Origin of the sequence: Corynebacterium sp. HMSC034H07 (genome assembly GCF_001815175.1) — a bacterium.
Lineage (GTDB): Bacteria > Actinomycetota > Actinomycetes > Mycobacteriales > Mycobacteriaceae > Corynebacterium > Corynebacterium hiratae.
Genome location: NZ_KV819529.1, coordinates 12,088 through 32,475 on the forward strand (window position 1 = coordinate 12,088; position 20,388 = coordinate 32,475).

Annotated in this window: 11 protein-coding genes; 5 read left to right on the forward strand and 6 right to left on the reverse strand. The window is 63.9% G+C overall.

What is annotated here, in order from left to right; all coding sequences use genetic code 11:
- Positions 1 to 26 precede the first annotated feature (26 nt).
- From HMPREF3009_RS06925 to HMPREF3009_RS13455, 5 genes are all read right to left on the reverse strand, one after another.
- Positions 27 to 779, reverse strand: a complete 753-nt coding sequence (locus HMPREF3009_RS06925) for an ATP-binding cassette domain-containing protein (protein WP_070516075.1) — start codon at positions 777 to 779, stop codon at positions 27 to 29.
- A gap of 2 nt (positions 780 to 781) precedes the next feature.
- Positions 782 to 1,840, reverse strand: coding sequence for an ABC transporter permease (locus HMPREF3009_RS06930; protein ID WP_070680926.1), 1,059 nt, complete (start codon positions 1,838 to 1,840; stop codon positions 782 to 784).
- On the reverse strand, positions 1,837 to 2,832 hold the full coding sequence (locus HMPREF3009_RS06935; RefSeq protein ID WP_070680928.1) for a substrate-binding domain-containing protein: 996 nt from the start codon (positions 2,830 to 2,832) through the stop codon (positions 1,837 to 1,839). The genes HMPREF3009_RS06930 and HMPREF3009_RS06935 overlap by 4 nt, the downstream gene beginning before the upstream one ends.
- Positions 2,833 to 2,929: 97 nt before the next feature.
- Positions 2,930 to 11,842, reverse strand: a complete 8,913-nt coding sequence (locus tag HMPREF3009_RS06940; protein ID WP_070680931.1) for a type I polyketide synthase — start codon at positions 11,840 to 11,842, stop codon at positions 2,930 to 2,932.
- Positions 11,843 to 11,847: 5 nt separating this feature from the next.
- On the reverse strand, positions 11,848 to 12,018 hold the full coding sequence (locus HMPREF3009_RS13455) for a hypothetical protein (RefSeq protein ID WP_158010567.1): 171 nt from the start codon (positions 12,016 to 12,018) through the stop codon (positions 11,848 to 11,850).
- Positions 12,019 to 12,055: 37 nt separating this feature from the next.
- Between HMPREF3009_RS13455 and HMPREF3009_RS06945 the strand changes: the two genes are divergently transcribed.
- From HMPREF3009_RS06945 to HMPREF3009_RS06965, 5 genes are all read left to right on the forward strand, one after another.
- Positions 12,056 to 12,838, forward strand: coding sequence for an HNH endonuclease family protein (locus tag HMPREF3009_RS06945; protein WP_046647354.1), 783 nt, complete (start codon positions 12,056 to 12,058; stop codon positions 12,836 to 12,838).
- A gap of 371 nt (positions 12,839 to 13,209) precedes the next feature.
- Positions 13,210 to 14,193 carry an ABC transporter permease gene (locus HMPREF3009_RS06950; RefSeq protein ID WP_049155780.1) on the forward strand — a complete coding sequence of 328 codons (984 nt, stop codon included), beginning with the start codon at positions 13,210 to 13,212 and terminating at the stop codon, positions 14,191 to 14,193.
- Positions 14,194 to 15,279 carry an ABC transporter permease gene (locus tag HMPREF3009_RS06955; protein WP_070509741.1) on the forward strand — a complete coding sequence of 362 codons (1,086 nt, stop codon included), beginning with the start codon at positions 14,194 to 14,196 and terminating at the stop codon, positions 15,277 to 15,279.
- A complete protein-coding gene (locus HMPREF3009_RS06960; protein WP_070680934.1) occupies positions 15,276 to 17,246 on the forward strand; it encodes an ABC transporter ATP-binding protein in 1,971 nt (656 codons plus the stop codon). Before HMPREF3009_RS06955 ends, HMPREF3009_RS06960 begins: the two co-directional genes overlap by 4 nt.
- A 57-nt stretch (positions 17,247 to 17,303) precedes the next feature.
- Positions 17,304 to 19,013 carry an ABC transporter family substrate-binding protein gene (locus tag HMPREF3009_RS06965; protein WP_049155772.1) on the forward strand — a complete coding sequence of 570 codons (1,710 nt, stop codon included), beginning with the start codon at positions 17,304 to 17,306 and terminating at the stop codon, positions 19,011 to 19,013.
- Between the two features lie 124 nt (positions 19,014 to 19,137).
- Here the strand turns inward: HMPREF3009_RS06965 and HMPREF3009_RS06970 are convergent, their stop codons facing one another.
- On the reverse strand, positions 19,138 to 20,334 hold the full coding sequence (locus HMPREF3009_RS06970; RefSeq protein ID WP_049155768.1) for an SPFH domain-containing protein: 1,197 nt from the start codon (positions 20,332 to 20,334) through the stop codon (positions 19,138 to 19,140).
- Positions 20,335 to 20,388 lie beyond the last annotated feature (54 nt).

A 20,388-nucleotide genomic window follows, 5' to 3' on the forward strand; every position in this document is an offset into this window, starting at 1 on the left:
CCAGCTTAGCTGCCCCACAGCGCGTTCTAACGCGCTAACTCTTGCTTGAGCTCCTCCAGCTCGTCGCCGCCGGCCATCCACTGGGTCAGCTCCGGCAGCGTGACCTCTTCCTTGGAGGCATCCAGCGACATCTGCCCCACCGTGAGCACGATGAAGTGATCACCCACGAGGTAAGCGTGCTGCGGGTTGTGCGTAATGAACACCACGCCCATTCCGCGTTCGCGGGCGGCGTCGATAAAGCGCAGCACCATGCCCGATTGCTTCACGCCGAGCGCGGCGGTCGGCTCGTCCAAGATGATGTAGCGCGCGCCGAAGTAAATGGCGCGAGCAATGGCGACCACCTGGCGCTGGCCGCCGGAGAGAGCTGAGAGTTCCACGGAGACGTCGCCAAGCTCAATGCCCATCTCGGCCAGCTGGTCATGCGTAATCCGCTTCATTTCTTCTTCACGCAAGCTCCCCAGCGCCCCGGTGAGCTCCTGACCCAAGAAAAAGTTGCGCCACACCGACAGCGAAGGCACCAGCGCCAAATCCTGGTACACGGTAGCTATACCAGCATCGAGGGAATCGCGCGGGCTGGTGAAATTCACCTCTTCCCCATCGACGGTGATGGTGCCGCCGGTGGGCTGGTTGAGGCCGGCGAGGATCTTGATCAGCGTGGATTTGCCCGCGCCATTATCACCCAGAACGCAGGTCACTGCGCCTTCCTTGACGCGGAGGTTGATACCGCGCAGGGCGTGGAAGTTGCCGAAGGTTTGGGAAATATCGTGCAGCTCAATCATGGTTATCGCTTCCTCGTAAAGTTGGCCACCGAGGTGTTCGTGAGCACAGCAAAGAGCAGCATCGCGCCGAGGAAGAACTTGAACCAGTCGGGGTTCCAGCCGGCGTACACGATGCCCTGGTTGGTCATGCCGAAGATAAGCGCGCCGATGGCGGTGCCCACCGCGGTACCGCGCCCACCGGTCATGGAGCAGCCTCCAATGACCGCAGCGATGATGTAGAGGAACTCGTTACCAATGCCTTGGCCGGCCTGGATGGAGTCGAAGGCAAAAAGGGTATGCATGCCCACGAACCACGCTGCAAATCCGACGAGCATGAACAGCGCCACCTTGACGCGGCGCACGGGAACGCCGACGGCGCGGGCGGCTTCATCGTCGCCACCAACGGCGAAGATCCAATTTCCCCAGCGCGTCTTGTAGAGCACCCACGAGGCAATAGCGACGAAGAGGATCCACCAGATGACGGTAGCGCGGATGCTCAAGCTGCCGATGTGGATAGTGCCGGCAAAAATGACGCGAGCAGAGCCGAAGCCCTCCATGTCCGAGATAATCGGGGTTGCTACCTGGCCGGTGACCAGCTTGGTAATCGCCAGGTTGAGACCCTGCAGCATGAGGAAGGCCGCCAGGGTGATGAGGAAGGAGTCAATCTTGGTGCGCACCACAAGGAAGCCGTTGAGCGCACCGATGGTCAGTGCGGTGATGAGGGACAGCCCCACGCCCACCCACGAGTTTAGGTGGAAGTTGTAGTTGAGCATGGTGGCCACGAGCGCCGCGGAGGTCACCGCCACGCCCGAGGACAAATCAAACTCGTTACCAATCATGAGCAGGCCCACCGCCAGGGCCACGATACCCAGCGTGGAACTGGCGTAGAGCACCGTGGAGAAGGCCTCCACCGAGCGGAAGGCGGGCGCCACAATCATAAAGAGGACGAAGATGACCACAGCACCGAGCAGGCTGGCCAACTCTGGGCGGCGGATGAGGCGCGCGAAACCGCTGCGACGGGTCAGGCGCGTATCGGCGGGGCTAGATAGAGCCTCGTCTGATGCAGTAGCGGTTTCGCTCATCGCAGACCTGCCTTAGCGGATTCGGAGATGATGTCCACGTTGGTGGAATCCACGAAGGAGGGACCGGTGTACACGGGGCGGCCGCCGCCCATCGTGGAACCGTTGCGGTGCGCCAACCACAGCGAGTCGACGGCGAGGTAGCCCTGCATATAAGGCTGCTGATCGACGGCCCACTCTATGCGGTTGTCCGCGATGGCGTCGACAAGCTCGGCGTTGGTGTCGAAAGTGGAGACCTTGGCCTGGGAGGAGGCGTCGGCAACCGCGTCGGCGGAGCGCATGGCCACGGAGGCCTGCAGCGCCATGATCCAATCGATGGAAGGATCCTGGCTCAGCTTCGCGTTAATGGTGGACTGCGCGGAGGTCAGATCCTTGCCGTTGACGTAGAGGATCTCCACCTTGCCGTTGTCCAGGCCGTCCTTCACGCCGGCGCAGCGCGACTCCTGTGAAGAGTTGCCCTGCTCGTGGATGACGCACAGAACGTGCTTGGCGCCATCGTCCTTGAGCCGCTCGCCGGCCTTGGTACCGGCCACCTTTTCCTCTTGGCCGAAGAAGGCGCTCATTCCATACTTCTGATAATCATCCATGCCGGCGTTAAGCCCCACGGTGGGGATGCCGGCATCCGCGGCCTTCTTGGCTACCGGCCCGATCGCCGCAGAGTTGGGCATGGTTACGGCAATGCCGTCCACACCGGAGTCAATGGCGGACTGCACCAAGTTAGCCTGGTTGGGCGCTTCCGGGTCGGAGGAGTAGCGCAGCTCGATGTTGTCCTTGCGGGCGGCATCCTCCGCACCTTTGCGCACGAGGTCCCAGTACGTATCTCCCGGCGCGCCGTGGGAAATCATGGCGACGACAAGACGCTCAGTGTCGACGCCACCGGCTAGCTCGCCGTCCGCTTCGGGGCGGGGCGCACCACCGGTGGCGGAGCAGGCGGCAAGAAGGGTGGCAGCGGCTACCGAAATAAGGCCTAGTAGTGGCTTCTTAGCTTTATTCACCCTTGCATGGTGCCCCAGATTGGGGGACTTCTCCAACCCACCTGACCTGCTTCTTTATCGTTCCAGAGGCTGCACGCTGGGGATACGTCAACGGAAGCTACCCCCGTTGCGTTGTGCCTCCTCCCTCCGGTTCGAGGATGCCGTCACGCAGCCGCGCGGATTCACTCAGCAGCACCGCGGCCTCTCTTTCGGTCACCTCGGTAGCTGGGCCCGAGCCGAGGTTGCGGTTCACCGGCCTCTCGTACAGCGCTGCTCCACCTCGCATGGCTTCTTCCAAGCGTCGCAGTCCACGCAGCTCGCGATCGGCGGCGGCCACTCGCCAGGCTTCGGCCACGCCCCCACCCTGCTCCCGGGCCAATGCGGCAAAGAAAGCACCCGGGTGGACCAGCGCGATGAGGGCGGAAACATGCCCGAAGCCCAGGGAGGTCACCAGGCCCGCCTTCGGCGGGGTGCGGCGAAGGTCCAACGGCTGGCGCAGCCACAGCAGGTGCGAGTGACGGCGCAGCACGGGATCGACGCAATCAAGCGAACGATTCGGCGGGAGAATTCCGCTGCGCAGCACCTGAGTCAGGCCGACGAGTTGGAAGGCGGCGGCACCGCCCTTGGCGTGCCCGGTCAGGCTCTTCTGCGAAACCACATACAGCGGGTTGCCGGGGCTGCGGCCGAGTGCGGCGGCGATGCGCTCGTGCAGATCCGATTCGTTGGGGTCGTTGGCGTTGGTGGACGTATCGTGCTTCGACACCACCGCGATATCGTCCGCGCCCACGCCGAGGGCCTCCAGCGAGCGCGCCAGGCGGGAGTCCTTCCCACCCCGCGCCGCGGAGAGTGCACCCAGGCCCGGCGCGGGGATGGAGGTGTGTGCGCCGTCGGCGAAGGACTCGGCAAAGCCCACCACGCCAAGCACCGGCAGCCCCATCTCCGCCGCAAAGGTTCCCCGCGCAAGCAGGATGGTCCCGCCGCCTTCGGATTCCACGAAGCCGCTGCGGCGGCGGTCGTTGGCGCGGGAGAAGAAGCGGTGTTCAATCCCCTTCGACATCATCTCGGCGCTATCGGCGGTGGCCGCCATGTCACCAAAGCCGGTAATGCCCTCGATGGACAGGGCGTCGACGCCGCCGGCCACCACGAAATCGGCCTTGTGCAGGCGCAGCTTGTCGACGCCCTCCTCCACCGACACCGCCGCCGTGGCACAAGCGGCCACCGGGTGCACCATCTGGCCATAGCCGCCGACATAGTACTGCATCACGTGCGCGGCAATGACGTTGGGCAGCGCTTCCTGGAGGATGTCGTTGGGGCGCGGCTGGCCCAACAGCTTATCGACGTACAGCGAACGCAGCGCCTCCTGGCCTGCCATGCCGGTCCCCTGGGTGGAACTCACGCGCGCCGGGTGGACGTGGGCCAAGAGCTCGGCCGGGCTGAAGCCTGCGGAAAGGAAGGCATCCACGGTGCACACAAGGTTCCACAGGGCGAGGCGGTCGAGGTTATCCACCATGTCCGCGGGGATGCCGTAGACCTGTGGGTCGAAGCCCTCCGGAATCTGGCCGCCCACAAAGCGGGTCATGGTCACGCGCCGCGGAACCCGCACCGACGAGCCTGCGGGCCGTGTGACCTGCCATTCAACCTCACCAGTCGGATCAGTGACGCGACGCAGTGTGGCGCCCTCGCAACTATCGACGAAGCTCCGCGCTGTCTCTTCGTCCTGCACGGTAAAGCTCAGTGGCTTCTCCAAGTAGATGGTGGTCAGCTCGGGCGCGAGGTTATCCACCATGGGCAGGTGCGGGCCGAAGTCATCGTGGAAGCGGCGCACACCAATCCCGGCGAGGACCTCGTCGTGGAAGCGCTCGTAGACGTCTTCCTCCGCTAACTCCTCCCCTTCGACTGTCAGCCATCCGGCCGTGCGCTCATCCCAGCTGATGAGCCCGCGGCTCCACGCCAGCTCCAGCACGCCAGCCGCAGAGAGCTCTCCACCGACCTCCACCTCAAAGCGCGTGCGCGAGGAGCCCAGCGGACCGAGCTCGCCGGCACCGACGATGACCACCATGTCCTCGAGGGACTGCGTCACCCCGCTGAAGTCGGGGCTGGTCCACTCTGCAGGCCTCAGCACATTCGGCAGGGCCTTCGCCGTTCGCGGAGCCTTCTCTTCGCCCGATCTAGCAGCTGCGCTCGATGCATCTGCATCCTCTGACTGTGAATCCCGGGCAAGCGCGGCTAGGTCAAGCTCAGCCTCGGCCAGCCCGCCAGTGAGGTCCACGCTCAGCGGCGCCTGTGCTGCTTCGGCGCGGATGTCGGAAGAGGCGGTGGCGTCGAGAAGCAGCACCGCCATCTCCTTCGCTGAGAAGGTCCGCACGCCGCGGGCCTCTACCTGCTCCACCAGCGGATCGTTGCCGCCCATCAGGCCGGTGCCGCGCACCCAGCCGATGTGGGCGTGCACCAGCGAGGTCCGCGCGCCCCACGTGGACTGCTCTGCGGACCAGCGGTTAACCAAGGCATCGAGGGCCGCCTTGGCCTCGCCGTAGGCGCCATCGCCGCCGAAGCGCCCACGGTTGGGCGAGCCCGGAAGCACCGCGTGCAGCCGGTGGCCCACGTGTGTATCCGCGCCCACGGCGGACAGCGACGCGATGAGCTTCTCCATCGACCACAAAAGCAGACGCATCTGGGACTCCGCCCCTGCCCCCGCATCCTGGAGGGTGCCCGCCACGCGCGGCGCGGCGAAGGGGAAGAGCAGATCCGGCACGTAGGCCGGCTTCAGTTGTACGGACTCACCACCCACAATGGCGGTGCGCTCCGCCGCAATCCATTCCGCGAGTGCATCCACGTCCGCGAAGGAATTGAGGTTTGCTGGAACGACCCACAGCGCCGCCGCGCCGACGGCACGGTGACGATAGAGCTGCTTATAGAACTCGAGGCGCTCGTGGCCCAGCTGGGAGGTCGTGGCGATCACGGTCGCGCCTTCCGCGAGCAACCCGCCGATGAGCTCGGCGGCAATCGAACCTGGCGAGCCACCCGTCACCACGGCTACTTGGTCAGCGAAGAGCAACCCGTCAGCCGGGGTGCGGGCATCGCGGACCAGGTCTTCGTAGCCGAAGTGCTCGGCCAGGAGCGCAACCTCCTCTCCAGCGCCCAGCACGTCCAGCTCAGGCTCGGCTTCACCGGCCGCGGCCGCGCGGGCGATGTCCTCGCGGGCGCTGGCCCAGCGGTCGTCGAGAAGCACTGCCTTGCGCGCATCAAAAGCGGGGGCGACGCGCTGCTGCCAGTCCGGGCCGAGCTCCGCTGCAACGAGCTGCTCCAGCTCCGTGTGCACGGTGTCCTCAACCTGCTCAGTCGGGGCCTCCTCGCGCCCCAAGGCGGCGAGTGCCGCGCGGGCGGAGTCCTCCAGCGCCGCTTCAAGGCGCTCGGTATAAGTGCGCACCGCCTCCGGGTCCACGGTCTCGTGTGGCGTTGCTGCTACGGCCTTGTGCAGCGAGACTCCTTCGCGCTCGCCGGCGGCGCTCACGGCGGCGTCGATGAGCGCATCGAGCTCAGCCGCCGAGGCCACGGCGGTCATGGGTAAGCTAGCCAAGTCCCCACCGCGCAGCGAGGAGCCCTCGCGCGTGCCCAGGACCAGCTGCACGGTCGCGCGATCGACCCAGCCCGGCCCCAATCCCCAGGTACTGCTCACGCGCTCGGCCACGTAGCTCGGCTTCTTGCCCGCGGGCCCGGTGAGCCGGTTGAGAGCCTGCGCGACCTGCTCTCTGAGGACCTCCCCGAAGGTTGCATAGCCCGGCGCGCGCTGCGCCACGCTCTCCGCCAGCTGCGGGAGAGGCGCATCCGCGGCATTCTCGATGGCGCTGACGCCGAACTCCACGCCGAGGTCAACGAGCAACTGGTTGCGGCGGGAGGACACGCCTTCCACGAGGGTTTCGATGGAATCGGTCGCCGCCATCTGATCGGGGCGGACCTTCGTCCACAGCCCAATGAGCATCTCGAGGGCCTGGTGCACGCTGAGCGGGCGGTCCGTCACCGCGGCCGGCGCCTCCTCGCGCGGGGCGTGGACGGAGTCTTCCCGGTGTGCCCTGTCGACTGCTTGCCTCGACTCAGATTCTGCCGGTTCCGTTTCGGCAGCGTCCGGCTGCGCAGCCACCTCCGCTGCTGAGTCGGGCACCGGCTCGGCGTCTTCGGCAAAGACTCGCCCCCGGTCGCGCTCGTAATTCAGCACCTCGATGCCTGTGCTGCCCGCGTACTGGGGCAGGCGCAGGGTTTGGCCCAGCATGTTGGTCAGCGTCGGCGCGGCACCAACGCCAACCTCGAGGAAACGCTTCACGCCGAGCTGCCCAAAGAGCAGGTCCTGGGTCTCTATCCAGCGCACCGGGGAGGCAAACTGCCAGGCCAAAAGCTCGATGAGCAGGGTTCGCCCCAAGCGCGCCGGGCTTGCCATGGCACCATCGAAGTCCGCCAGGATCTCCGCGATGGGTTCCGAATCCACCACCGCGGCGATGGATTCCACGAACTCGCGGCTGAGCGCGAAGGGCCGCGCCACGAGGTTTGGAATATAGCGCCCCACCAGGGCATCGAGGTTGATCCCTTCAGGGATGAGCGCGTCAAGGTGCGCGCGGAAATCTGCCACGCCGCTCACTAAGCGGGAGGAGTGGAAGGGCACGTCAATCCCCGAGATGGGGATGACGGCACGTTGCCCAGGGGCGCGCCGCTCGGCGTCGCTCGCCAGCGCATCCAGGCCCGCCTTCGTGCCGGCAACTGCATATTGGCGCCCGGCAATATTGTGGTTGACCACCTCAAGGAACTCGCCGGTCTCTGCGGCCACGCGGGCGACATGGGCGAAGGCCTCGCCCGCGCTCATCCCCATCTTGTGCGGGCGCAGCGCTGCCAAACCGTAGAGCGACTGGCCCGCGGAATCGCGCTCGACCAGACGGTGCATGGTGAGGCCGCGGACATAAACAATGTCCAGGACCGCCTCCAAGGACAGGACCTCGGCATAAGCGGCTAGGGCGTTGTACTCGCCCACCGAGTGGCCCGCGAAAAAAGCACCGTGCTCGAGGACCCCGGATTCCTTGAGTGCCGCGATCTGTGCGCAGCCGAGCGTGGCCATGGCCACCTGCGTGAACTGCGTCAGATAAAGCACGCCGTCCGGGTGGGTGAAGGTCTCACCATCCACCACCACGGTGTCGGGGTTGTGGCGGACGATCTCCAGAATGGAAAAGCCCAAGCTCTGCCGCGTGTGCTTGTCCGCGCGCTCCCACACCGCGCGCGCCGCTGCGGATTCCGCATAGTCCTTCATCCCCATCCCCGGGGACTGGATGCCCTGGCCGGGGAAGGCATAGAAGGTAGTGGGGCTGCTCATCGTCGCTCGCGCCTGCAGCACCGGAACGCCCTGGCTGGTGGCGGTCACGCTGCGGATCTCGCCGTAGCCGCTGCGCTTGTCGACACCCACCCGTTCCACCTCGAACTCCACCTCACTGCCGGGAAGCACGGGTGCAAGCCAGGTAACGGACCACTCGAGGACGCGAGCCCCGTCGAAAGCCACGGCTGCTTGCGCCAGCGCCGAGGTCCACATGCCGTGGACGATGGGGCCTTCACGGTGCCCCGCCAATGCCGCTGCGTTCGCAGACAGGTGGATAGGGTTCCTATCCCCCGTGACCACGGCAAAGGGCCGCAGCGATTCCGGTGCCACCGCGGTGGTGCGGTGGCGGAAGGAGCGCGGTGTCTCACGGAAGGACGGCTCTGCGCTGTTTTCTTGCGAGCCTTGAACTGTGGCGCCCACGGTCTCGAGCGGGGCATCACCGCGCCGCCCGGTAATAAGGAAGCGCTCGTGCAACTGCGCAAATTCGCGCTCGCCGCCGCCTACCGCGGCGGCGACAGCAACGCTCACGTCGATGAGGCGCCCCGAGGGCGTATCGCGAACGTCTTTCAGTGCTGCGGTGTAGTTCAGTGCCAAGGGCTCCCAGCCCAGGGCGACGCTGCTGCGAAGCAGCTCCCAGGTGTCTGACTTGAGGCTCAGCGAATGCTCAAGGTGGACGAGGTCAAGGAAGCCCTCCACCACCGGCTCCCCTGACTGCGTGTGGGCACCGGCCAGCACAGCGAAGGTGGCCGGCCAGGCGGGGCCGACGAGGACATCGGGCGAGACAGTAGCGCTCATTTCCCCGCTCGTCACCGCGCTGTAGTGGGCGATATCGGTGGCGCTGAGGTGAGCGCTGATTGTTGCGGCCCCCGAATCAACCTCAGGTAGGTCACCGCCGATAGCTTGGCGCAAGAGCTCCCGCATAGCGGATTCGGCATCCCCGACCTTAACGAGTGGTGAGGCACCCGGAACGCTCGGCGGGGTGATGCGAACGCGCAGCTCAGCGCCGGTGTGAAAAGGAACGGTCAACCACATGGTGTCGTCGACCGCAGTGTCCAGCTCGGCCCCATCAAGGCCAAGGCTCAGGGGGTTGGGCTGCTCGCGCCCGGCCCAATTCAGGCCCGGGGCGCGGTGGATGAGCTCTTCATTACTTAAGACAGGCTCCTCGCTGGAGTCGTCGAGAAGCGCAAGCGCCGCCTGCTCGAAGCGGCCAAGCACCTGCGCCACCGGCTCGTTAGCCTGCTCGATTCCCTCAACAGCCGCCGTGCCGGGGATGATGCAGACCTCATCGGCCTCGTAGTGTTCATCGTGCGCCTGCCACAAGGTGTCGCGACGCCAGCGGCGGCGCACGTCAGAATCGATGACCGGCACAAAGTTTGCGGGTTTGCCCGGTCCATCCACGAGTTGAATGAACCACGCGGCGTCGGTCGGGTGCAGCGCGGCGTCACCGTAGAGTTCGGTGAGCTGTGCACTTGCCTCAGCTGGGTTTTCGCGGTCAACCTCAACGCGCAACTCAATCTCGCCGTGGTCGGTCGGATGAAGGCGGGCTTCGGCGCGAGCCACCATGCGCGTGAATCGACTCAACCAGGATTCATCGACCCAGCCGTCCAGGTAAGACAGCTCAGGGTAGCGCTGCAGCCACTCGGAATAGGACATCTCATCGAGGTCCCCGAAATAGGGCTTGCACGTGCGCCCGATGGCCTCAATGATCTCGGCGCGGCGTGCTTCTACGGCCGCGGCGTCACCGGCCACCTCATCCAGAAGGCGCCCGGCGCGGGCGAAAGAGTTGTCCAGCTCATGGATGTCCGCCCCTAGGTCCGAGCGGCCCGACACAACGTCCCCGCTGTGCGCGGCGACAAGAGCCTGCTTCACCGACTCGGATGCGGTGGACTCCTTCGCCGCCATGACAGCGGTGCCCACCATGATGGCATCGACTGGTGCTGCGGGCAGGCCGAAGCGCTGCGCCCACGTACCCAGCAGGTACTCTGCACCGCGCGCCGGGGTACCGATTCCCCCACCAACGGTGAGGAGGACATTGTCACGCTCGCGGATCCGCGCGTAGGTAGCAACAAGGACCTCATCGAGACCTTCTAAGGAGTGGTGGCCACCGGCCGCGCTGCCTTCCAGCTGCATGATGAAGGTGGTCTCAGTGAGAGCATCGGCGATACGGAGTACCTCCTCCACCTGCGCCGAAGTTCCCGGTTTGAAGGCGACCCAGGGGATGTTCTTGGCGTGGAGCTTCTCCACCAGCTCCACGGCCTCCTCCACGGGCGGAATGCCAGCGGAAATCACCACTCCGTTGATGGGTGCTCCTGCTGCGCGTGCTCGCAGAATCGAGTTCGGCCCCTCGATCTGGCGACGCCACTGGGAAGCCGCGAGGTACAGCGCATTGAACTGGACGTTCACCCCGGGCTGCAGCAGCCGGCCCAGGTTGTGCAGGTTCTCCTGCAGGATGTCATCGGTGTGCTGTCCTCCGCCGGCCAGCTCCGCCCAGTGCCCGGCGTTGGCGGCTGCGGCGACGATGCCTGGTTCCACAGTGGTGGGGGTCATCCCGGGGAGCATGACTGGTGAGTAGCCGGTGGCTCGCGTAAAGGCAGTCACTAGGCGCCCGTTTGCAATGCGCGGGGCCCACTCGGACCACGCGCGGGGCAGAGCCGGTGCGCGACCCGGTTCCGCGAGCTGAGCCAGTCCTTCCGCCGTCCCCACGGCAAGCGTGCCCACGCCGCGTCCAGCAACAATGTCCCGCGTCAACGGCTCCACCCCGCGGGAAGGCCCCACTTCTAATATCCAGCGAGCCCCGGCTTCGAGCGCCGAGTCAATGCGCTCGGTCCAGTCCACGTAATCCGTGAGCACGGCCCGCGCGAGCTGCGCGGTGATTTCTAGGTCCAAGCCGATTCGCTCCGCCCAGCTTTCCACCTGCTCCACCGCAAACTGCATGGTGGGATGGTGGAACGCTGCTGAAACCTCAAGGTCGGTGACAGCGATGGCGGCTGACTCCCCTTCCCTCTCGTCATTAAGGGGTGAGCTCTCCTGCAGCGTGGCCTTCACTCGGGCGAGCTCAGCCGGTGTTCCGACGATGACGAAGCGCCCACGGCCGTTGTCGAGCCCGATGTGTGCTCCGACTTCGCGCAGTTGCTGTCTCGTCGCGCCCGTCACCGCCGCCATGGGCGCGCCCTGCGGGGTGCGTATGAGCCCAGCGCTGCGCGCGGTAGTCGTCATGGCTGCACCGATGAGGCGTGCCAGCGCCAGGGCCTCCGCTGGTCTCATGCGCTTCTCCACCACCGCTGCGGCGAGTACGCCTTGGGAGTGACCAATGCTGGTGACGGCGTCGTCGAGTTCTACTCCGTGCGCGCGCAAGCATTCGAGTACGGCCAGCTGAGCGGTGAGAATGCCGGGGGTGGAAAGCGAGGCGTCGGCAAGCGCGTGCGCCCACGCAGGCTCCTCGTCCGCCCAGGCCAGAGGGTCAAAACCGCGTGGCGCGGCGGGCACAAGCTCGTCCTCCAGCGGAGCGAGGAGTTCTTCTGCCTCGGCGAGGTACTCAGCCAGTTGCGGTCGCACGCCGGCAGCGAGGGCACTGCGCAGCGTCGGCAGCCAGGCATAGCCTTGCCCGGAGAAAAAGAGTGCGAAAAGCTCGGCGTCTAGGCGCGCGGACAAAGGCACAGAGACGTGGAAATCAGACACCTGCGCTACTCCCCCAAAGTGCGCGCAACAAGCTGCACGGCCTCATCGAGGGAAGGATGCGATGTCGGCTTCGGCATACCGCAAAAGACCTGGCAGGCGTGATCCGGGATGACCTCCGCCGAGCGCTTCAAACCGCGTTCAGCGAGGTACTCGTCAAAGAACATATCGATACTCATACCGTGTGCCGATTCTACCCACTAGGATCAATTCGTCATGGCCTCTCGAACCCCGTTCTTCATCGCCGCGCTCCTCAACGCCGCGGTGGCTGTGCTCGTGGTGGTCGGCCTGCTCCTTCCCTCCCCGGCTGCTCCCCCAGCGGCGGGGCCGAGTGCTTCCACAACAACAGCGGCGCCCGCGCAAGAAGCCCCCACAGAAGAACACTCCGACGAAGCCACGCCCCCGCCAGACATTGCGCCAGACATCGCCGAAGCGCTCGCCGCCCTAGATTCTCTGGAGGTCAAGGGCCGCGCTCCCATGACCGGTTATGAGCGCGAGGAATTCGGCCAGGCCTGGTCCGATGACGTCACGGTGAAGTTTGGCCACAACGGCTGCGACACCCGCAACGATATCCTCCGCAGGGACCTGGATCCGGAAAGCCTCGTGCTCAAGGAAGGAACCCACGACTGCGTGGCGCTCGCCGGCACCTTGCATGATCCTTATTCGGGCCAGGACATTGAGTTTCAGCGCGGGGCACAAACCTCGAGTGCGGTGCAGATCGATCACGTTGTGGCGCTGGCCGACGCCTGGCAGAAAGGCGCCCAGCAATGGTCACCCGAGAAGCGCCGCAACTTTGCCAATGATCCCCGCAACCTCCTTGCCGTCGATGGTCCTCTCAACCAGCAGAAAGGCGCTGGCGATGCCGCCACGTGGCTGCCGCCCAACAAAGGTTTTCGCTGTGAGTATGCGCGTCGCATCGTCGAGGTAAAAGCAGTCTATGAAATCTGGGTCACGGAGGCAGAAAAAGATGCGCTAAGCCGGCTCCTGCATGCTTGCTGAGCGTTCCTTACCCCTTATCTATTCAGCACAATCCCCCTGCACACTACCCCCAAACTATGCGCATATTATTCACTCCCACCCAGGCAATCAGGCACGATTTGTGAGCCCAAAGAAGCTTTCAGTCCCTGCACCGACACTCCCCTGCTTGCAGATTTCTATAGGCCAATTAATATGTAATTAATACAAAGTTTTCACACGCGGGGAGTACCCCCCATGAAATAAAAACAATCATTATTCCTCTCCCGTCTCACATTTCTTTTAATATGTGACACAGCACCTAGCCTGAGGCCTAGGTCACATGAGTGCCGTTAACTCTTATCGGCCGCCATAGTCACCGAATCTGCCGAGACAAACCCTGCGAAGGAATAGTGATGTTCAAGTACATCATCAAGAAGACCGCCAGCTGGCTGGTAGTCATCTTCCTCGCGACTAATATCGCGTATCTCCTGGCCGCAACCTTCCTTGATCCCCGATCAAATTATGTCGGCCGCAACCCACCACTCGAGCCGGAAGAAATCGGCCGCATCCTCACTCCGCTCGGACTCAATCCTGAGACCCCGCTTATTGAGCGCTGGTGGGGCTGGCTCTCTAACATTCTCTTCCACTGGGACTGGGGTACCTCCCCTCTCGGCGACCCGGTCAGCGCGCAAATCGCTCACCGCGCGCTCGTCTCGGCGCAGCTGCTGCTCGTCGCCACAATCCTCTCCGTCATCATCGGCGTTGGCCTCGGTGTCTACACCGCTTCCCGCCAATACAAAGCGGCTGACCGCTTCTGGCAGGGTGTTTCCATCATCACGATGAACACCCACGTGGTCGTCGCCTCCATTCTGGTTGTTGCCGGTGGCCTGTGGATCAACCGCGTCACCGGCCACCGCGTGGTTTATGTGACGGGCGCGTCCAGCCTCGGCGTCGAGGGCTTCTTCCCCAAACTTCTGGATATGGCGCAGCACCTCATCCTGCCGTCCATTTCCCTCATCATCATCAGTTACGCCGGGTATCACATGATGCAGCGCACCTTGCTGCTGGATAACCTGAACGCCGATTATGTGCGCACCGCCCGCGCCAAGGGCCTGACCCGTGCGCAGGCTATTCGCAAGCACGCCCTGCGCACCTCCATCATCCCGGTTGCGACCTCCGTGGCCTTCTCCGTTCCCGGTATCTTCACCGGCGCCATCATGACGGAAACCATCTTCGCGTGGAAGGGAATGGGCCAGTACTTCATCGAAACCATCAGCCGCAACGATGTCAACGGCACCACCGCCGTCGCCGCCTTCGGCGCCGTCATGATTGCCTTCTCCGCAATCTTGGCTGACCTCGTCGTCGTAGCCCTCGATCCGCGAGTAAGGGTGAGCTAAATGTCTCCAGAAAAGAAATCCACGTCGCCGCGCTCGGCAGCACGTCAGCCGCAACGCCACCGCCGCAACGATCTCGCTATCGACACCGCCGCGGACAACCTTGGCGTGCGCCCGCATACCGCCACTGCTGACTTTTCACCGCAGACCGAACCCAGCGCACAGTCCGCACTTGGTTCCGGCGTCGATGTCGATGACGCACAGCGCAAGCAGTTCTCCAGCAACGAGTTCCGCGGCACCTCAAAGCTCAAGCTGTACGTTCGCCGCTTCTTCCGCAACAAGTTCGCGGCCGTCGGCCTCGTCATCTTCGTGTTGCTCACCCTGCTGGCCATCTTTGGCAGCCTGCTGACCCCCTGGGGTTTCGATGAGCCGGACTTCTTCAACCTGTCCACCGGACCTTCCTCCGAGCACTGGTTCGGCACGACCGATTCCGGTAACGACCTCTTCGCGCAAACCGTCCACGGCCTGGGCCGCTCGCTCATCATTGCGCTTATCGTGTCGATAGCATCCACGGTGTTGTCCGCTTTCATCGGCGCGGCCGCGGCCATGTACGGAGGCGCGGTGGAAAAGGTCATCCTGGCCGTCATCCACTTCCTGCTGGCAATCCCGACCTTCCTGCTCATCGCTCTGGTGGTCTCCGATTCCGGCGGTGACTGGAAGCTGCTCATCGTGGTGCTCATCGTCTTCGGCTGGATGTACCCGGCGCGTGTCATCTGGGCCATGGCGCTCAGCGTGCGCGAGAACGACTACGTCCGCGCCGCGGACTACATGGGTGTTTCGCGCCTGCGCACCATCTTCCGCCACGTAGTGCCCAACATCGGTTCGCTGCTCATCATCCAAGCGGCCCTGGGCGTGGTGTCCACCATCATGTCGGAGACCGCGCTGTCCTTCTTGGGCTTGGGCGTGAAGCTTCCCGACGTCTCCCTGGGCACCCTCCTGGCCGGCGGCGCCAACGCCGTCGAGGCTTCACCCTGGCTCTTCTACTTCCCTGCAGGCATCCTCACGCTGCTGACCGTCTCCATGGCGTTCATCGCCGACGGTCTGCGCGACGCCATTGACCCCAACTCGAACTCTGGAGGCCGAGCATGACCCCGCAGAATACTGCGCATAACGCCAACGCCGTCCCGGCCAGCCGCGCTACCGATCCCGCCGCGTCCGCCGACCCGGTTCTGTCCGTACGTAATCTGTCCGTCACCTTCCCCTCGGAGGCCGGCTCCGTCCACGCCGTACGTGGCGTTGACTTCGATCTCATGCCGGGCCGCACCCTGGCCATTGTGGGCGAGTCCGGCTCCGGTAAATCCGTCACCTCAATGGCGGTTATGGGCCTGCTGCCGGATTACGCCAAGGTGGAAGGCTCCGTGGTCTATGCCGGCACCGAGCTCATCGGCAAGTCCGACAAGGACATGTCGAAGATCCGCGGCAAGGACATCGCCATGATCTTCCAGGACCCGCTCTCCTCCCTGACCCCGGTGTTCTCCATCGGCGACCAGCTCATCGAAGCCATCCAGACCCACCGCGATGTCTCCAAGAAGGAGGCGGAGAAGGAGGCCATTCGCCTGCTCGAACTCGTCGGCATTCCGGAGGCGGACAAGCGCGTGAAGTCCTTCCCGCACGAGTTCTCCGGTGGTATGCGTCAGCGCGTGGTCATCGCCATCGCCATGGCGAATAACCCGCGCGTCATCATCGCCGACGAGCCCACCACGGCCCTCGACGTCACCATCCAGGCTCAGATCCTGGAGGTGCTCAAGGTTGCGCAGCGCGAAACCGGTGCGGCCGTCATCATGATTACCCACGACATGGGCGTGGTCGCCGGCACCGCCGACGACGTTCTCGTCATGTACGCCGGACGCCCGGTGGAGCTCGGCGATGTCGACACCATCTTCAACAACCCCAAGATGCCCTATACCGTCGGGCTTCTCGGTTCCACGCCGCGCGTGGACAAGGCCACCGATGAGCCTCTCACGCCTATCGCCGGTACCCCACCACGCCTCATCGAGGTTGCTGCCGAGTGCCCCTTCGCCGACCGTTGCCCCGTAGTGCAGTCAGAGTGCCGCACCGTGGAGCCGGAGCTGCGCGCGCTGGACGACGCCCCCAACCACTTCGCCTCCTGCCTGCGCTCCGATGAGATTAAGGACGGCACGATCGGTGGTGAACGCATGTACCCGCTGCCCACGATCTCTCCGGACTCGCTGGGTGACACACCCTATGAGAAGCGGCCAGTCACCTTGGAGGTCAAGAACCTGGTCAAGGACTTCCCGCTTATCAAGGGAGCGATTCTCAAGCGCCGCGTCGGCACCGTGCACGCGGTCAAGAACGTCAGCTTCGATGTCCACCAGGGCGAGTGCTTCGCCATCGTGGGCGAGTCCGGCTCAGGCAAGACCACCACCCTGCTGGAGATCATGGACCTCAACCCTCCAGAGGGCTCCACCATCGTGGTCAACGGCACCAACACCTCCGGCTTGAGTGCGTCGGCACGCCGCAAGCTGCGCAAGGACATCCAGATCGTCTTCCAGGATCCAATGAGCTCGCTCAACCCGCGCATGACCATCCGTGAGATCATCGCTGAGCCGCTGGAATCGCTGGGGTACGAGGGGGACGTCGGCCAGCGCGTGGGTGAGCTGATGAAACTCGTCGGCCTCGAATCCCACCAGGTGGACCGCTTCCCCGGACACTTCTCTGGCGGACAGCGCCAGCGCATCGGCCTGGCCCGCGCGCTCGCCACCAACCCCTCCATCGTGGTGCTCGACGAGCCCGTCTCCGCCCTCGACGTCTCCATCCAGGCCGGCATCATCAACCTGCTGCACGACCTGAAGAACCGCCTGGGCATCTCTTTGGTGTTCGTCGCCCACGACCTCTCCGTTGTGCGCCACCTCTCCGACAAGGTCGCCGTGATGTACAAGGGCGACTTCGTGGAATACGGCCCCACGGACGAGGTCTTCGACAACCCCAAACACGCCTATACCCGCGCGCTGCTCTCCGCCATCCCGGTGCCAGACCCAGCCGTGGAACGTGACCGGGTGCGCGAGATTTACCAGCCCGCCGAAACCCCGGCTTAGCAAGACTTATAACTAAATACTCCCCGTCTCCATGTTTCCTCTCGAAAGGACACAAAAATGAACATGAAGCTCCGCAGGACCGCCCTCGCAGTGGTCACCGCCTCTGCCCTCATTCTCACCGGCTGCGCCTCCGACGGCGGCTCCGGCAGCTCCGATGGCTCCAAGGACTCCAGCAACTCCGCAGCCGGCGAGAAGCTGGACGTCAAGCTGGACGGATCCTACAACGCCAAGGACCGCTCCGAGCTCAAGCAGGGCGGCGAGCTGCGCCTGGCCATCACCGAGATCTCCCAGCAGCAGAACCCCTTCCAGGCCGACGGTACCCGCTACACCAGCGACGTCTGGAAGTTCTACAACCCGCAGATCGGTCTTTTCGACGGATCCGGCGAGTTCCACGTCAACAATGACTACATCACGGACGTCAAGGACGAGGAGAAGGACGGCAAGACCGTCGTCACCTACACCATCCACGAGAAGGCCCAGTACAACGACGGCACCCCGATTGACTGGAAGGCCTTCGAGAACACCTGGAAGTTCAACAACGGTGAGGACGAGGAGGCTAACGTCTCCTCCACCGATGGCTACGAGCTCATCGAGTCCGTCGAGCCAGGTGAGAACGACAAGCAGGCCGTCATCACCTTCAAGCAGGCATACCCCTGGTGGCAGGGTCTGTTCAACATCCTGCTCCCGCCGCAAATTGACTCCGCCAAGAAGTTCAACGAAGCCTACCTCGGTGAGGTCCACCCAGAGTGGGGCGCGGGCCCGTTCAAGGTTGAAAACGTTGACTTCCAGAGCGGCAGCGCTACCTTCGTCCCGAACGAGAAGTGGTGGGGCGATAAGCCTTTCCTGGACAAGGTGACCTACCGTCAGATGGAGGATCAGGCCTCCATCAACGCGTTCAAGGCCGGCGAGATTGACGCCACCGGCGTGGGCAACAAGGAGCGCCTGGCTGCAGTCAAGGACATGCAGGGCATTGAGATCCGCACCGCCATGGCCCCGTCCAACTCGCTCATCGTTCTCAACTCCAAGAACGAGATTCTTTCCGATGCCAAGGTCCGCGAGGCCATCATGACCGGTATCGACCGCTCCACGCTGTCCGGCATCCGCTTCAACGGCCTCAACGGCTACACCGAGGAGTTGCCGGGATCCTTCAACCTGTACCAGACCCAGGAGGGCTACGAGGACAACTTCGGGTCTGTGGTGAAGTTCGATGCCGAGAAGGCTAAGTCCCTGCTCGACGAGGCCGGCTGGAAGGAAGGCGGCGACGGCATCCGCGAGAAGGACGGCAAGAAGCTGTCCATGCGCTACACGCTGTTGGGTGATTCTTCCATCAGCAAGGCCCTGGCCACCGCCACCCAGAAGATGATGAAGGACATCGGCGTGGACCTGAAGGTGGAGGAGCGCCCGTCCGCGGACTTCTCCAAGATCACCTCCTCCTATGACTTTGATGTCTTCCCCATGGGCTTCTCCTCCGGCGATCCGTTCGGTGTGGCCTACTTCGGCCAGATTTACCGCTCCGGCTCCCAGCTCAACCGCTCCGGCACGGGTACCCCGGAGATGGACAAGAAGATCGACGAGCTATCCCAGATCGCCGATCCAAACGAGCAGATCAAGGAAGCCAACAAGCTGGAGAAGGAAGCACTGGGTCAGTTCGGCATCATGCCGATTTACAACGGCCCGGCCATGGTGGCTACCAGCCCGGACATCGCGAACTTCGGTGCCAACTCCTTCGCCGTCATCGAGGTGGAGAACATCGGCTACACCAAGTAAGTAGCGCGCTAGGCACCGCGTCTTATTATTCGCAGTGCCTAGCCACTCCATACGCCGTGTAGGGCAACGACAAGAGGGCCTTCCCAAACTGGGGGAAGGCCCTCTTTGTGTGTTTTAACTGTGTTTAGTTGTCCTTGTTGAGCTGGTTGCGCAGCTGGTCAAAGTAGTCGCGCGCGCTCTGCGGCTGGTTGTTGCCCTGCGGCGGGGCCGGGAAGCCGGAGAACTGACCAAAGCCCTGGCCCTGCTGTGCGTTCTGCACCTGCTCTTGTGCCTGTTGCTGGGCGCGCTGCGCCTGCTCCATCAGCTCAGCATCGCGGCGGGCACGCTCATCGCGCTCGCGGCGCTCCTGCTCCTCACGGCGGCGACGCTCAGCAGCGGCGTTCTCGCGGCTGTGCTTTGCTTCGCCGGCCGGCACCTTCGGCTTCGGAGCTTCGTTAATAGCGTTGGTGGACAGCAAAGTATCGCGCATACCGCCGAAGAGATCCTGCATGCCACCCGGGTTAGACGGCATGTAGAGCACGTTGGTGTGGGCGCGGTCGGCTACGTCCACCATGGCGTCGAGGTACTGGGAAACCAGCATGAGGGTCTCGGGGTTCTCCTGCACGCCGGCAGCACGCAGCAGCTCATACTGCTGGGCAATACCTTCGACGATCTCCTTACGCTGGTCAGCCACACCGCGACCCTGCAGTTTCTTAGCCTCGGCCGCACCCTCGGCTTCCTTGACCACGCGAATCTTCTCGGCCTCCGCTTGGGCAACGGCTGCCTCGCGCTCACGCTGCGCCGCGTTAATGGAGTTCATGGACTCGCGCACGCGAGCATCCGGGCGAATATCGGTGACCAGAGTATTAACGAAGTTCCAGCCGTAGGCGGCCATGTTATCGCGCAGGGACATCGCTACGTTGCGGGCGATGGTGTCCTTGGAAGAGAAGGAATCATCCAGGTTCATGTTTGCTACGGAGGAACGGACGTTGTCCTGCACGTAGGCAACAATCTGCTGCTCATGGTTGGACAGAGTGTAGAAAGCCTGGCGCTCGCTACCCTGGACTACCTCGTACTGCACGGCAACCGGGATCTGGACGAAGACGTTGTCCTTGGTCTTGGTTTCCACCATGACGTCGAGCTGACGGATCTGCAGGCTGATCTTGGCGCGCACGCGGTCGACGTAGGGCAGCTTGAAGTGCAAGCCTGCGTGAGCAACGTTCACGAACTTACCCATGCGCTCAATGATGGCGGCTTCCTTCGTCCGGACGATGAAGAAACCGTCGAAGGCGGTGGCAATAATAAGTAGGAGAATCACGCCAATGACGATGAGACCGGCCATAGGCTTATCCTTTCTGCTCGATTTAGATTTTCCTAACCAGTGTGCCACACGGTG